The organism is Polynucleobacter sp. HIN11 (assembly GCF_030297675.1).
Taxonomy (GTDB): domain Bacteria; phylum Pseudomonadota; class Gammaproteobacteria; order Burkholderiales; family Burkholderiaceae; genus Polynucleobacter.
The window spans coordinates 580,452-595,189 of record NZ_AP028142.1; the positions used below are offsets into that span (position 1 = coordinate 580,452).

Here is a 14,738-nt window from a genome sequence, read left to right on the forward strand (position 1 = left end):
TACGTTAAGAGGATCATTGGATTCTAACAATCAATGCTCCCCAAGTCTCGGTGGCACAATGATGTAATGTCAATTACTGTTTGTGTATTTTGCGGATCACGCCCTGGCTCTAATCCTGGCTGGTCGACTGCTAGCAGCCAATTGGGCTCTGAAATTGCTAAGCATGGCTGGCGACTTGTCTTTGGGGGTGGCGGGGGAGGCCTAATGGGCGAGCTCGCCCGAGGTGCTTTGGCATCCCATGGCAATGTAATTGGCATTATCCCCAGTTTTTTGACTGAGGCAGAGGCTGTGATTGAAAATTTGGCGGAGCTTTACGTCGTAGAAAGTATGGTTGCCCGCAAAGAGATGATGATTGAGCTCTCCGATGTATTTGTGGTTCTACCAGGCGGTATTGGTACGATCGAGGAATTGTTTGAGGTGTGGACTGGTAATCATGTCAAGGCGTATAGCAAGCCAATCCTGATTGTGAACCTAAATGGTTTTTATGACTTGTTGCTTCAATTTACTCAACAACAGTTTGATGATGGCTTTTTAATCGAGCGTCATTTCAGCTACATCAAGGTTGTAAATACAATCCCTGAGGCAATTGCATTTCTCCAATTGAAAGCGCAGTAATTCGGTATCATGAATGCCATGGCGGATGTCATTTGTTTATGCAACCAAATTTGGGACGAGGATTTGCGAGAGTACTTGGCAACTCATGAAATTAACTCCATCGAGGAGTTGCGCCAAGAGGCATCAATTTGTAATAAGTGCATGCAATGCGAAGAGCTCGTTCAAACTGAAATTTATCATGCGCGCATTCGACGCCAGCAACATTCATCCTAGTGCAATCCAACCTGCCCCTGGCTTGCGGGTAGTCACGATTAATATGCATAAAGGGATGTCACCATTAAAAATTGACTCGACCGTTTATCGCTTGCGACAGCGTTTAAGATCACAGCATCCAGATTTAATCTTTATTCAAGAACTACAACAAGAGAATATTCGTCGACAGAAGCGTATATCCACCTGGCCGAAACAGGAGATCACCCATTTTCTGGCTGATGGATTTTATGCGGATTGGCATTATGGAAAAAATGCCGAATATCGACATGGTCATCATGGCAATGCCATTCTTTCCAAGTTTCCATTGCACAAAGGAAATAATTACGATATCTCAGCCTACCGGTTTGAACGTCGCGGTCTCTTGCATTCCACCATTCAATTAGCAGAGGGTCCGCCCATTCATTGTTTTTGTGTACACCTTGCCTTATTGCAACGTGGACGCGAGCGTCAAGTGGATGCGATCTTGCAGCAAATCGAGGTTCTATCAAAGCACGAGCCTAGCATCATTGCTGGTGACTTTAATGACTGGCGTAATTCTGCAAGTGAGCCGATGAGTGAGGCTGGCTTTGTGGATGCGTTTGAGAGTTTGTATGGTGCCCCTGCTAAAACCTTCCCAAGTGCGAAGCCGATGTTAGCGATGGATCGTATCTACGTACGCGGCCTAAAGATTCAGAAGGCACAGGTATTAACCGAATGGTCAAAATTATCGGATCATTTGGCTGTATATGCGGAGTTAAGTCACTAATATGATGCACCTCTTCACCGGCACCATTTTTGGCTATCACGTCCCATGGTTTGTGATCCTGCACGTTGTGATTGCAATCTTATTTTTCCTGCGGATTATCTGGGTTCGCCGCCCGGTGGGTGTGGCAGTCTCTTGGCTACTGATTATTGTTTCCTTCCCAATCATCGGCCTGATTCTATATTTGACAATTGGTGAGCGGCCCGTTGGCCGAACACTCACAAGCAAGATCATTCGTATGGAAAAGGAGTACGCCAAAATTAGTAAGGCAATGCGCCTATTGCATGAGCCCGATCGCGCTCTTTTGCATCCGGATGCGCATGCGATCAGCTTACTTGCGCAGGCTAAGAACGGCACGCCAGTAGCAGCTGGTAACCAGATCGAACTGTTTACCAACTCGCTGGAGATCCTGCAGCACTTTATCGATGAGATCAATCGCGCCCAACAATCAATCCACATGGAGTTTTACATTTGGTCATTAGGTGGTGATGCTGACCGAGTGGGGGAGGCCCTGATTGCTGCATCCAAGCGCGGAGTGAAGTGCCGTGTTTTGCTTGATTCATTAGGAAGTTCTAGCTGGTTTAAATCAGCTTGGCCTAAGCATTTTGCAAAAGCCAAGATTGAGGTGACCGAAGCTTTACCGATTCAGTTTGGTCGTTTTCAGTTTCGGCGCGCTGATCTGCGCTTGCATCGTAAGATATTCATCATTGATGGTGAGACAGCATGGACTGGCAGCATGAATTTAGTTGATCCCCGAACCTTTAAGCAGGACTCTGGGGTTGGGGAGTGGGTCGATGCCATGGTTCGTATTCAGGGGCCGGTTGTTTCTCAGTTTGAGCTCACCTTTTCATACGATTGGAGCGTTGATAACCCAAGGGTGATGCACTTTAGCGATCGCGACGGTCTCAATAAAAAGCCTGCTGGTAAGGCTTTAGCTCAGGAGTTTTCATCGGGACCAGTCTATCGAGACGATATCCTGTATCAAGTTTTGCTATCTGCCGTATTAGACGCACGTCAAGAGCTGGTGATCACTACCCCATACTTTGTGCCGGATGAGGGTCTAGTACAAGCATTAATGGCTGCTGTTCACCGTGGAGTGAAAGTTAAGCTAATCGTGCCGCGCTTAAATGATTCAACCTTGGTTGCCTGGAGTAGTCGGAGTTTTTATAGCACCCTACTCGGTGCGGGTGTCGAGATCGCCGAGTTTAAGGGAGGCTTATTACACACGAAGAGCCTATTAATTGATGAACGGATTGCTATTTTTGGATCGGTGAACTTTGATCAGCGCAGCTTACGCCTTAATTTCGAGATCAGCCTCATTGTGTATGACCAAACCTTCTGCGCTCAACTCAAAGAGTTAACCAACAGTTATCTAAAGCGCTCACAGATCATTACTCGGATCGGCTGGGAGCGACGCCCACGGTGGCGAAGACTGCTAGAGAACACAGCACACCTGGCCTCACCATTGCTTTAAATCGCTCCAGATTTTTTTAGCTGCTGGATCGATTCCTCAGGGCGCCCTAGTTCTTTTAGGATTGCCTCGGTATGTTCACCAACCGCCGGTATTTTGTCCATGCGATATTCATAAGCAGTATTGATGCCTGGGGGTAATAGGGCGGGTATTGGACCATTGGGGGACTCCACCGACTGCCAACGTCCGCGTGCATGCAATTGTGGATGATCCCAAAACTGATGCATATCATTTAGAGAGGCATTGGCAATCTGAGCCTCCTCGAGTTTGGCCAAAACCTGTTCGCTGGTCATTGCAGAGAAGATCTTCAAGATAATCGCATTGAGTTCCATACGGTTCTCATTGCGTTTGAAGTTCTTGTCAAAACGTGGATCAGTCGCCAGTTCGGGTTGCAAGAGTACTTTCTCGCAAAATAAAGCCCACTCCCGCTCATTTTGAAGACCTAACATAATCGTTTTGCCATCGCCAGCCAAATAAGGACCGTAGGGAAAGATCGTAGCGTGGGAGGCACCAGTGCGCGGTGGAGGAGCGGCGCCATCCATGCTGTAATACATTGGGTAGCCCATCCACTCTCCAAGCGCTTCTAGCATGGAAACGTCGATCACTGATCCTTTGCCCGTCTTTTGTCGCTGGAGTAGCGCTGCCAAAATATTGGTATAGGTATACATACCTGCCGCAATATCTGCAATCGAAATACCAACCTTGCTAGGAGTATCAGGTGTGCCCGTAATGGATAAGAGTCCCGCTTCACTCTGAATCAATAGGTCATAGGCTTTTTTATCCCGATACGGCCCATTCTCACCATAGCCCGAGAGATTGCAATAAATTAATTTAGGATTGTTTGCTTGGAGTGCTTGTGCGGTGAGGCCCATCCGGGCCGCTGCGCCCGGTGCGAGGTTTTGGACAAACACATCGGCGGTCTCTAGTAATTGATGCAGGATAGCAAGCGCAGAGTCCTGTTTGAGATCAAGGGTCAAACTTTCTTTGGAGCGATTCACCCATGTGAAATGGGAGGACATCCCTTTGGCGCGTTGATCGTAGTTACGAGCAAAGTCACCTGCGCCGGGACGTTCAATCTTGATGACGCGCGCACCAAGATCGGCTAATTGACGCGTAGCAAAAGGTGCCGCAATGACGTGCTCGAGCGCAACGACCGTAATTCCGTCTAGGGGCCGCATCACTAGAAAGAGCGTGGTAAGCCAAGCAAATGCTCGGCCACATAGGAGTAGATTAGGTTGGTCGAGATTGGGGCGACTTGATAGAGTCTCGTCTCTCTGAACTTACGTTCGACATCATATTCGCAAGCAAAGCCAAAGCCCCCATGCGTTTGTAAGCAAACATTGGCAGCTTCCCAGGATGCCTTAGCTGCTAAATACTTAGCCATATTGGACTCAGCCCCACAGGGTTCTTGACGATCAAATAGCTCGCAGGCCTTAAAGCGCATTAAGTTGGCTGCCTCGGTCTCGATGTAACTATCCGCAATCGGAAATTGAATACCTTGGTTCATGCCAATGGGGCGATCAAAGACCACGCGCTCAGTAGCGTAGCGACGCGCGCGCTCAATAAACCAATAAGCATCTCCAATGCATTCGGCTGCGATTAGGGTGCGTTCGGCGTTTAAGCCATCCAAAATGTATTTAAAGCCTAGACCCTCAGCGCCAATTAAGTTCTCCGCAGGAATCTCTAACTGGTCAAAGAAGACCTCATTGGTTTCGTGATTGACCATGTTTGCGATGGGACGCACTTCCATCCCTTTACCTAAGGCCTCATGGAGATTCACAATGAAGATCGACATGCCCTCAGACTTTTTCTTGACCTCCGAAAGTGACGTGGTGCGCGCTAACAAAATCATTAAATCTGAATGCTGAATACGCGAGATCCAGACTTTTTGGCCATTAATGATGTAGCGATCACCCTTTTTGGTGGCTGTGGTCTTTAATTTGGTCGTATCGGTTCCAGTGGTGGGCTCAGTCACTGCCATGCTTTGCAGTCGCCATTCACCCGAGGCAATCTTCGGCAAATACTGTTGCTTCTGTTGCTCAGAGCCGTGACGTAGCAGGGTGCCCATGTTGTACATCTGACCATGGCACGAGCCAGCATTGCCCCCAGAGAGATTGATTTCTTCCATGATGACGGAGGCCTCAGCAAGTCCAAGGCCCGAGCCGCCATATTCTTCTGGGATTAACGCTGCTAACCAACCTGCATCGGTCATCGCTTTAACAAATGCTTCAGGATAGCCGCGTTCATGATCAACTTTTTGCCAATAGGCAGAGTCATAACGCGAGCAAAGATCGCGAAGCGCTTCGCGCATCTCCTGATATTGGTCTGGCTTTGGAATGCTAAATGTCATGATTAATTCAGTAGTTTGTTGGTGATGTCGATGGTTTGATAGGGGAGCTGATCTACTGGCCAGGCTCCAGATTTATTGCTATCAAAAATCTTTTTGAGATCCAAGGTGACATAACTGGTGCGATTTGCATAATTTGAAATGTGCCATTGTTGGTTATTAAGATCTTTGATGTTGACCCACTGGGTGTAATCCGAGACAACTTTTTCACCATCTTTGGATGCAGCTACCCCAATCGGAATATCCACATTGTTCAAAATATGACCAGTGAGCTGTACGCTCTCAGCCCGATTATTTGGAGGTGTAGCGAGTTGGCGCAAGTACGCTGCCCGAATAAATCGGGAGGGTGGGGTGTAATCTGCAGGCAAGCCCATTAGTCCACCACCTTGACCAAGCTCCGTAACATTTTGGCCATTCACGGTGACTGCGCTGCGAGCGAAATTGGTCAAGTTAATGTAATTTCGAGCATTCGTGATGTGCCAATCGTAGGTTGGGGAGTTGGTTAATACGTTTGCGACATTTTCGTGGATGCGCATTTGACCTTTAACGAACTCGATTACGATGCTGGCGCCAGTGCGATCGGTGAATACAAAATGTAACCAGGGGGGTGTTGGGCCTGAAGGTAGGCTTGAGTCATACCAAACTTTGAAGCGTGGAATCTCTTTACGTAATTCGGCGACATTGGCAAACATACCCAAAGCAAGCGTCCCAAAATCCAGAATCGAGACATAGTCCAAATCTTTAGCAGTAACAGTTTGGTACTCCGTAAATCCTGGCAAGAAGTTGCCACTCATACCTAAGCCCGCACTATTTTGACCCTCGAGCAGGGCAGGTGCGCCTGGCAAGATTCCAGGGGAGATTCCGATAACAGCATATTTGGTAATGAACTGGATCGGGGGTAACTTGAGATTCTCGGGGGCCGTGGTGCGAAATTTAGTTCCTTGCGGGATGCTATTGATGGTCCATTTCATATCAAAGGCCCACTCCATAGTGCGACCAGCGATCACAGTACCGTCTTTAGCCTGAATATTCACAGCAGTGCAAGCAAACGAACTATGGAAAAAACTAAGTAGCGTGAGACCAGCCAACCATTTTTTCATGCACATTCTCCAACTCAAATTTAGTAATCTTGTAGTTTAATCTAGATACTTTCTTAAATAGTGGGGCCGATTGCCATGCAACAAATCCTCTCCGGTATTCGTGTTCTAGAGCTTGGCCAATTAATTGCGGGCCCCTTTGCAGCCAAGACTTTGGCGGACTTTGGGGCAGAGATTATTAAAGTCGAGTCGCCAGAAGAGGGTGACCCATTACGCAAGTGGCGCATGCTACATGAGGGAACCTCAGTCTGGTGGCAAGCCCAGTCGCGCAACAAGCAATCGATTTGCATTGATCTGCGCCAAGCAGAGGGTCAGGATATTGTGCGACGTTTAGCGCAAGACGCTGATGTTCTGATTGAAAACTTTCGACCCGGTACCATGGAGAAATGGGGCATGGGTTGGGATGCGCTACATGCGCTTAATCCGAAATTGATCATGTTGCGTGTTTCTGGCTACGGACAAGACGGACCGCGTCGGGATGAGCCTGGCTTTGCCGCCATTGCGGAAGCAACCGCTGGATTGCGATATTTAACTGGACATCCCGGGCAGGTGCCGGCCCGCGCGGGCTTATCGCTCGGTGACACGATTGCTGGCTTGCATGGCGCCCTTGGTGTTTTGCTGGCACTCTATGAACGCGATGCCAGGGGTGGTCAAGGGCAGATGATCGATGTGGCACTCTACGAAGCGGTTTTTAATTTGACCGAGAGCCTCTTGCCGGAATACAGCGTCTTTGGTGCAATCCGTCAACCAGCAGGAGGGGCTTTGCCAGGCATTGCTCCATCGAATGCCTATCCTTGCCTTGATGGCCAATACGTACTAATTGCTGCGAATGGGGATTCATTATTTAAGCGCTTAATGGATTTGATGGGGCGTAATGATTTGGGTAATGATCCTGAACTCGCGCGTAACGATGGAAGGGCTAAACATGCCGACGCCATTGATCAGGCGATCGGGCAATGGACGTGCCAACGAACCCTTGAGGAGATTCTGGCTGCTCTGCAGAGTATTTCTGTTCCCGCTGGGCGTATCTATAGTGCGAAAGATATTGCGGAGGATCCCCACTACCGTGCGCGCGGTGTGATTGAAACTATTGAGAGTGCAGACGGTTTAAAAGTGGAGATGCCGGGCATCATTCCGAAGCTCTCCCAAAATCCTGGGGAAATTCGGCATCGCGCACCGACACTTGGCGAGCATACTGAATCGGTTCTCATGAAGCACGGATTTACTGCCGAGCAGATTCAGACCTTGAAGGACGCTGGCGTACTACAGTAATGGAAGCGCTTATTCATTCGGTAATGGATTGGTTTGGTATGCCCACCGTGGGTCTACCAGCGGTATTCATTGTGGCAGCAGTATCCGCCACGCTAATCCCGATGGGCTCAGAACCCGTTTTGTTTGCATACGTCAGCTTAAATCCTGGGGATTATTGGTTGGCAATTGGTGTGGCAACCCTGGGCAATACCCTGGGCGGCATGATTAATTGGTGGCTGGGTTTACTCGCACGAAATACCTATGAATCATTGCGAGGAAAAACCCATTCACGTGCGCAGGCATGGCTTGAGAAACGTGGCCCCCCGATGCTGCTCCTTTCGTGGTTACCAATCATTGGTGATCCTTTGTGTGTCGTGGCTGGCTGGTTGCGTCTGAAATGGCTACCATGTTTAATCTACATGGCAATTGGTAAATTACTTCGTTACATGACCTTAACGTGGTTGCTGACTTCCATACCCAAGTCCTTTTGGCAAGAATTGGGCCGACTCATAGGTCTATGAGAAGATAGTTGTTTTAATGGTTTAAACGAGGGCCTCAGGATGCATTTAAAAGGAAAAACCGCTTTAGTAACAGGTTCAACCAGCGGTATTGGACTGGCGATGGCGAAGGCCATGGCTGCCCAAGGCGCCAATGTGATGATGAATGGCTTTGGTGAGAAAGATGCTGCGATTGCCGAGGTCAAGGCTTATGGCGTTGAGGTGGATTATCACGGTGCCGACATGAGTAAGCCCGATGAGATTACACAGATGATTGCTGCTACCGAAAAACGCTTTGGGGCGATTGATGTGCTCATTAATAATGCGGGGATTCAGCATGTCGCAAGTGTGGAAGATTTTCCAGCAGAGCGTTGGGATGCGGTGATTGCAATTAACTTGAGTTCCGCGTTTCATGCCACGCGCTTAGCGCTTCCAGGAATGAAAGAGCGTAATTGGGGTCGCATTATTAACATTGCCTCAGTTCATGGTCTTGTGGCTTCAATTCAAAAAGCAGCATATGTAGCAGCAAAGCACGGCATCGTAGGCTTAACTAAGGTGGTTGCACTAGAGACTGCGCGTACGGGAGTGACTTGTAACGCAATTTGCCCGGGCTGGGTGTTAACCCCCCTTGTTCAAAAGCAAGTCGATGCACGCGCTGAGCGCGAGAAGATTTCCAATGACGCAGCCAAATTAGCACTGGTTTCTGAGAAGCAACCATCTGGTGAGTTTGTGAAACCAGAGCAACTGGCTGCCCTGGCAGTATTTCTATGCGGACCGGATGCGTCAGAGGTTCGTGGCGTCGCATGGAATATGGATGGCGGTTGGACGGCACAATAATTAATCACTCTAATCAAAATAAGAAGAACTTCGTCATGCAACGAATTGTCATTGTAGGTGGTGGGGCAGGAGGGCTAGAGCTAGCCACTCGTCTGGGTGATCGATTTGGCCCCCGCAAAGGAAAGCCCGGTCGTTATTCCATTACCTTGATTGATAAGAATCGTACGCATATTTGGAAACCAAAACTCCATGAGATTGCGGCTGGCAGTATGGATTTGGGCGACCATGAAGTTGATTATATTGCTCAAGCTCACTGGCATCACTTTACCTATCGGATTGGTGAGATGATTGGTTTGGATCGCGAGCGTAAAGAGGTGATTGTTGCGCCATATAAGGATCATCTGGGAACTGAAATTACCCCGCAACGCTCAATTCCTTATGATGTTCTCGTCATGAGCATTGGAAGTCTCAGCAATGACTTTGCCACACCTGGTGTCGAAGAATATGCCTTGCGCCTAGAATCTCAAGACGATGCCAAAAACTTTCATCATCAAATGCTTAATGCGATTATTCGGGCGCAGGCACAAAGTAATCCACTATCGCCCGATCAATTACACGTGGCCATTATTGGAGCGGGGGCAACAGGCGTCGAGCTCGCTGCCGAGCTGCATCGCACTACTCGCGAAGTTGTTTCCTACGGTCTTGATCGGGTAGATCCTAATAAGGATTTAAAGGTAAGCGTAATCGAGGCGGCCCCCCGAATCTTACCGGCCTTACCGGCGCGCCTATCAAATGCAACTCAAGCCTTATTGCAAAAGATGGGTGTTGAGGTCATTACGAATAAGAAAGTAGCGCGGGTGTTTCCAAAAGAGGTGCAGTTTAGTGATAACACGAGTTTGCCCGCTGAATTGATTGTTTGGGCAGCCGGCGTCAAGGCGCCTGATTTCTTAAAAGACATTGCCGGTTTGGAAACAAACCGGATTAATCAGCTCGTGGTGTTGCCTACGCTTCAAACTACGCGCGATCCTGATATCTTCGCCATGGGCGATTGTGCGGCATGCCCTTGGCCGGAAGCAAATGAGGGACAGGGCGGCTTTGTGCCGCCGCGAGCCCAAGCAGCCCATCAACAAGCTTCACATTTATTTAAGCAAATCCAATTGCGTCTTGAAAATAAGCCCCTGAAACCATACCGCTACCGTGATTTTGGATCCTTAGTGTCTTTAGGAAAGTACAGCACCGTTGGCAACATGATGGGCGGCCTTATTGGTGGCAACCTCATGATCGAAGGTGTCTTCGCCAAGCTGATGTATTTGTCCTTGTACAAAATGCATGAGCTAGCATTGCATGGCTGGGCCAAAGTGAGTCTCGATACCTTAGCACGTATGATCACGCGCCGCACCGAGCCCCACGTTAAATTACATTAATTGAGTTCGGAGCGAACTTGAGCGGATCGATCCCACAGATTAGGGATCTGCGACGATGAGTAACCTGAAACAAAGTTTTTGACAGATCCTGTTTGTAGGTCGTAAACATGGCGCTTCACAGCCCCAATGTTGCCACCATAAACATGGATGCTGATTGAGGGTTTGTCGTCAAAGGCATTCTTCACAATATGAATATCGCCAATGCTGGGACTGACTTCATCGACATCACCAGGTAAAAGCATCTCTTCGTGACCGATAGCCTCTAATTGGCCAGAAGCATTACGGGCATAGCGTTGACCTTTTTCACAGCCCCGCAACATGCCAATTAGACCCCAGACCATGTGATCATGAATTGGAGTGGCTTGGCCTGGGCCCCAAACAAAACTGACGACCGAGAATCGCTCCAGTGGGTCTGCGTGTAGCAAGTATTGCTGATAATACTGGGGATGAGGAACGGCACAAAAATCCGGCAGCCAATCATCAGTCTTAATTAACTCTTGTAATAGTGCTTTGGCTCTGGGGCGAACAATATCTTCAGCTTGACTCTGGTCGACTAATTGGGTCATTTGAGCCACAAAATGCCGTAAGGGGGCGATTTGATCGGTCAGAGCAGGATTTGTCATATGTCCATTATATGAATACTTTGGGGGTTTCCCCAGCAAGCAGTAATCGGCAAAGACCCTTAAAATATCAATATTCTATTCTTAAGCTTTAGGGGAAATTTATGTTTGACCCCATCATGTTGAGCCGGATCCAGTTTGCCGCCAACATCACTTTTCATATCTTATTTCCCACCATCACGATTGCTTTAGGCTGGGTCCTGTTTTATTTCAAGATCAAGTTCAATCGTACCGGTGAAGTCTATTGGCAAGAGGCGTATCAATTTTGGGTCAAAGTATTTGCGCTCACCTTCGCTTTGGGGGTTGTCAGCGGTATCACGATGAGTTTTCAGTTTGGCACCAATTGGCCCGGGTATATGGAGACCGTCGGCAATATTGCTGGACCGCTACTTGCTTATGAAGTACTGACCGCTTTCTTTCTTGAGGCCACGTTTCTTGGCATCATGTTATTTGGTGCAAAGCGCGTTTCACAACGGGTGCATACCTTAGCAACCTTCTTAGTCGCTTTTGGAACCACCTTGTCTGCATTCTGGATCATTGTTCTTAACTCCTGGATGCAAACTCCACAAGGCTTTGAGATGATCGACGGCCAGGCCCATGCGGTGAGTTGGATGGAAATCGTGTTTAACCCATCCATGCCATACCGCTTTGCCCACATGATGACTGCTTCATTTCTAACCGTGTTCTTTCTGTTAGCAGGTTTATCAGCCTATCGCTATTTACAGGGTAGTCGTACCCAAGCGAATAAGGCCATCCTCAAATTTGGCATCGTAGCAGCTGCAATTGTCACCCCCATCCAGATTTTCTTGGGGGATATGCACGGACTCAATACCCTCAAATACCAACCAGCCAAATTGGCAGCGATGGAAGGAATCTGGGAGACAGGTAATGGCGTTCCTGCTGTTTTATTTGCCATCCCCGATGAAAAAACTAAATCCAATAAGTTTGAGATTGCGATTCCAAAATTAGCTTCTTTTTATTTAACCCACGATTGGAACGGTGAGGTCAAGGGCCTAAACGATTTTGATAAAACACCGCCAGTCAAACCTGTTTTCTTTGCCTTTCGCATCATGGTTGGCATTGGTGTGTTGATGCTGGTTTTGTCTTGGTATGGATGGTGGCGGATGCGTCGCGGACAGGACTTACCCAATTGGTTAGCCCGCATTTTTGTCTGGATGACCTTTTCAGGATGGGTAGCAGTGGTTGCTGGTTGGTATGTCACTGAAATTGGGCGTCAGCCTTATTTAGTACATGGCGTTCTGACCACGGCGCAAGCGGCTACAAAATTGCCGGGCGGCATGGTATTTAGTACTCTGATGATGTATTTGTTTCTCTACCTTACCTTAATCATTGCTTACATCTGGGCAATCTTCTACATGGCACGACAAGCGGACAAGAAGAGTGCGGAGGTAGAGGCACCCATTTCAATCCAGCCCTCATCTGCTTCAGTGCAAGCCTAAATGATCCCAGCTGACTGGTCCCAAGCTTCCGTCTGGCTCCCCCTGTTTTTCTTGGGAGCGATGGGCTTTGCCATGTTGTCGTATGTTGTGTTGGATGGCTACGATTTAGGAGTTGGTATTTTGCTCAATCGTGCTGGAGATGCTGACAAAGATGTGATGATCTCCTCGATCGGACCTTTTTGGGATGCCAATGAGACCTGGCTGGTGCTTGGAGTGGGTATTTTGCTGGTTGCATTTCCGTTTGCACACGGTATTGTCCTCACTGAACTTTATTTACCTGTGGCAATTATGTTGGCTGGTTTGATTCTGCGCGGGGTGTCATTTGATTTTCGGGCTAAAGTGAACTTGGCGCAGAAACCGCTTTGGAACTTCTTATTTTATTTCGGTAGCTTAGTAACAGCGGTATCTCAAGGCGTAATGATCGGGCGTCATATTATTGGCTATGAGTCTGGCTTATTAGGCTGGATTTTTGCTGCCCTAGTCGGTATTTGCTTGCCAGCAGGATATGCCTTGCTGGGTTCAACCTGGCTCATCATGAAAACGGAGGGAGCGTTGCAGTTGCGAGCGACTTCATGGGCGCGGGCAAGTTTGTGGTTAACTGGATTGGGCATTGCCTTGATCTCGGCAGCAACGCCGTATTTCAGTCCAGAAATCATGAGTCGTTGGTTTAGCTATCCCAACATTGTTTGGTTGGCGCCCATTCCGATTGCGACCGCGCTTTTATTTCTAATCACGGATCGAGCGCTGCATCGGCTTAAAGCCAACCCAAGCCAGCGGGAATGGTTACCATTCACAACAACGGTTGCAATCTTTTGGTTATCGTTCTTTGGAATTGCCTATAGTTTGTTTCCTTATCTAGTCGTCGATCGCATGACGGTGTGGCAAGCGGCCGCATCCACTCAATCGTTGTGGGTCATTTTCTGGGGCGCGATTGTGGTGTTGCCAACGATCCTGGCATACACCTTGTTCTCCTACCGCATCTTCAAGGGCAAAACTCAGCCACTAAGCTACTACTAAAGAGATCGTTAGAATAGGGTATTCCATTTAAAAGAGTGCCCTATGAACACCTCTGATCTTTCTGCCTTAAAACCACTTGCCGGAATTCGTGTTCTTGAGATTTGCAATGTCGCCGCAGGACCATTTTGCGCTTTGCTACTCGCTGATCTCGGAGCAGATGTCATCAAATTAGAGAACCCCGGGGCTGGGGATACATTACGTGCCTGGCCTCCCCATACCGGTCCTGAGAACGATCGCTTGAGTGAGAACTTCGCCTCTCTAAATCGCAATAAACGATCGATTACCTTAGACTTAAAAAATCCAGGTGATAACGCGAAAGCTAAAGCTTTGATTGCGAATGCGGATGTGCTGATCGAGAACAATCGCCCTGGTGTGATGAAGCGCCTGGGCCTGGATTTTGACTCAGCTCTTACCATTAATCCCAAACTAATTTACTGCTCGATCTCGGCCTACGGTCAAACTGGACCGCGTGCTAATGAGGGCGGATTTGATGTCACGATTCAGGCGATGAGCGGCATCATGAGTGTGACTGGAGAACCCGATGGAGCACCTGTCAAATGCGGTGTACCAGTTGCGGATTTCACGGCTGGTTTGTATGGTGCAATGAGTATTTGTGCGCAATTACGAGCCGTGGCGCAAACGGGTAAGGGTGTTCATATTGATGTACCAATGATGGGAACTTCATTAGCAATAGCCGCCTTGCAAACCTCGGAGTACTTTGGAGTAGGCAAAGATCCAGTTAAATTAGGCTCAGCCCATCCTCGCAATGCCCCGTATCAAGCATTTAAAGCCAAAGACGACTATTTGGTGATGGCAGCTGGTACGCAAGCTCTTTGGGAAACCGTTTGTCAGATCTTGAAGAGCCCAGAGCTTTTAAATGACGAGCGCTTTACTAGCACGGCACTGAGGGCAAAAAATCAAATCGCTTTGAAAGAGTTGATCGAGGCGATCTTAAAACAGGATACGGCCGCCAATTGGATTGCACAATTTAGTCAAGCGGGTGTGCCATGTTGTCCAATCAATCAGTATTCCGATGTTTTAAATGATCCACAAACCCTTGCGATGGGTTGGGTACAACCCATGGTGATGGCGAATGGCCAAGCAACCAAAACGGTGATTAATCCCATTAAATTTAATGGTGCAACGGCTCCCATCGAGCGTAGACCGCCGCGCTTAGGTGAGCATAATTCTGAGATCGTGGGGTAAA

The 14,738-nt window shown here is 48.3% G+C and carries 15 protein-coding genes; 11 read left to right on the top strand and 4 right to left on the bottom strand.

Annotation, left to right across the window (positions count from 1 at the left end; translation table 11 throughout):
- Positions 1–66: 66 nt before the first annotated feature.
- From QUE60_RS03030 to cls, 4 genes are read left to right on the top strand one after another with little or no spacing between them, the layout of a single operon-like run.
- Positions 67–615, top strand: a complete 549-nt coding sequence (locus QUE60_RS03030) for an LOG family protein (protein WP_286227204.1) — start codon at positions 67–69, stop codon at positions 613–615.
- 18 nt (positions 616–633) lie between these two features.
- Positions 634–828 (top strand): (2Fe-2S)-binding protein, encoded by a 195-nt coding sequence (locus tag QUE60_RS03035; RefSeq protein ID WP_286227205.1) that lies wholly within the window; start codon positions 634–636, stop codon positions 826–828.
- On the top strand, positions 794–1,573 hold the full coding sequence (locus QUE60_RS03040; protein ID WP_286227206.1) for an endonuclease/exonuclease/phosphatase family protein: 780 nt from the start codon (positions 794–796) through the stop codon (positions 1,571–1,573). Before QUE60_RS03035 ends, QUE60_RS03040 begins: the two co-directional genes overlap by 35 nt.
- 1 nt (position 1,574) lies before the next feature.
- Positions 1,575–3,044: a cardiolipin synthase gene (cls, locus tag QUE60_RS03045; protein WP_286227207.1), complete on the top strand. Its 1,470-nt coding sequence runs from the start codon at positions 1,575–1,577 to the stop codon at positions 3,042–3,044.
- On the opposite strand, the gene QUE60_RS03050 is transcribed toward cls, so the two are convergent.
- From QUE60_RS03050 to QUE60_RS03060, 3 genes are read right to left on the bottom strand one after another with little or no spacing between them, the layout of a single operon-like run.
- A complete protein-coding gene (locus QUE60_RS03050) occupies positions 3,041–4,219 on the bottom strand; it encodes a CaiB/BaiF CoA transferase family protein (RefSeq protein ID WP_286227477.1) in 1,179 nt (392 codons plus the stop codon). The genes cls and QUE60_RS03050 overlap by 4 nt on opposite strands.
- Before the next feature lie 2 nt (positions 4,220–4,221).
- Positions 4,222–5,391 (bottom strand): acyl-CoA dehydrogenase family protein, encoded by a 1,170-nt coding sequence (locus tag QUE60_RS03055; protein ID WP_286227208.1) that lies wholly within the window; start codon positions 5,389–5,391, stop codon positions 4,222–4,224.
- Positions 5,392–5,393: 2 nt separating this feature from the next.
- The gene (locus tag QUE60_RS03060) at positions 5,394–6,488 is read right to left on the bottom strand and encodes a choloylglycine hydrolase family protein (protein ID WP_286227209.1); all 1,095 of its coding nucleotides are present in this window, start codon (positions 6,486–6,488) and stop codon (positions 5,394–5,396) included.
- A gap of 75 nt (positions 6,489–6,563) precedes the next feature.
- On the opposite strand from QUE60_RS03060, the gene QUE60_RS03065 reads away from it, so the two are divergent.
- From QUE60_RS03065 to QUE60_RS03080, 4 genes are read left to right on the top strand one after another with little or no spacing between them, the layout of a single operon-like run.
- Positions 6,564–7,757, top strand: coding sequence for a CaiB/BaiF CoA transferase family protein (locus tag QUE60_RS03065; protein WP_286227210.1), 1,194 nt, complete (start codon positions 6,564–6,566; stop codon positions 7,755–7,757).
- Positions 7,757–8,257 carry a YqaA family protein gene (locus QUE60_RS03070; protein WP_286227211.1) on the top strand — a complete coding sequence of 167 codons (501 nt, stop codon included), beginning with the start codon at positions 7,757–7,759 and terminating at the stop codon, positions 8,255–8,257. The genes QUE60_RS03065 and QUE60_RS03070 overlap by 1 nt, the downstream gene beginning before the upstream one ends.
- 39 nt (positions 8,258–8,296) lie before the next feature.
- Positions 8,297–9,070: a 3-hydroxybutyrate dehydrogenase gene (locus QUE60_RS03075; RefSeq protein ID WP_286227212.1), complete on the top strand. Its 774-nt coding sequence runs from the start codon at positions 8,297–8,299 to the stop codon at positions 9,068–9,070.
- Positions 9,071–9,105: 35 nt separating this feature from the next.
- A complete protein-coding gene (locus tag QUE60_RS03080; RefSeq protein WP_286227213.1) occupies positions 9,106–10,434 on the top strand; it encodes an NAD(P)/FAD-dependent oxidoreductase in 1,329 nt (442 codons plus the stop codon).
- Here QUE60_RS03080 and QUE60_RS03085 read toward each other — a convergent pair.
- Positions 10,431–11,057 (bottom strand): cysteine dioxygenase family protein, encoded by a 627-nt coding sequence (locus tag QUE60_RS03085; RefSeq protein WP_286227214.1) that lies wholly within the window; start codon positions 11,055–11,057, stop codon positions 10,431–10,433. The genes QUE60_RS03080 and QUE60_RS03085 overlap by 4 nt on opposite strands.
- Positions 11,058–11,158: 101 nt before the next feature.
- On the opposite strand from QUE60_RS03085, the gene QUE60_RS03090 reads away from it, so the two are divergent.
- The 3 genes from QUE60_RS03090 to QUE60_RS03100 are packed head-to-tail and all read left to right on the top strand — an operon-like array spanning position 11,159 to position 14,737.
- A complete protein-coding gene (locus QUE60_RS03090) occupies positions 11,159–12,514 on the top strand; it encodes a cytochrome ubiquinol oxidase subunit I (RefSeq protein ID WP_286227215.1) in 1,356 nt (451 codons plus the stop codon).
- Positions 12,515–13,531 carry a cytochrome d ubiquinol oxidase subunit II gene (locus QUE60_RS03095; RefSeq protein WP_286227216.1) on the top strand — a complete coding sequence of 339 codons (1,017 nt, stop codon included), beginning with the start codon at positions 12,515–12,517 and terminating at the stop codon, positions 13,529–13,531.
- A 42-nt stretch (positions 13,532–13,573) separates the two neighbouring features.
- On the top strand, positions 13,574–14,737 hold the full coding sequence (locus QUE60_RS03100) for a CaiB/BaiF CoA transferase family protein (RefSeq protein ID WP_286227217.1): 1,164 nt from the start codon (positions 13,574–13,576) through the stop codon (positions 14,735–14,737).
- Position 14,738: the final 1 nt, after the last annotated feature.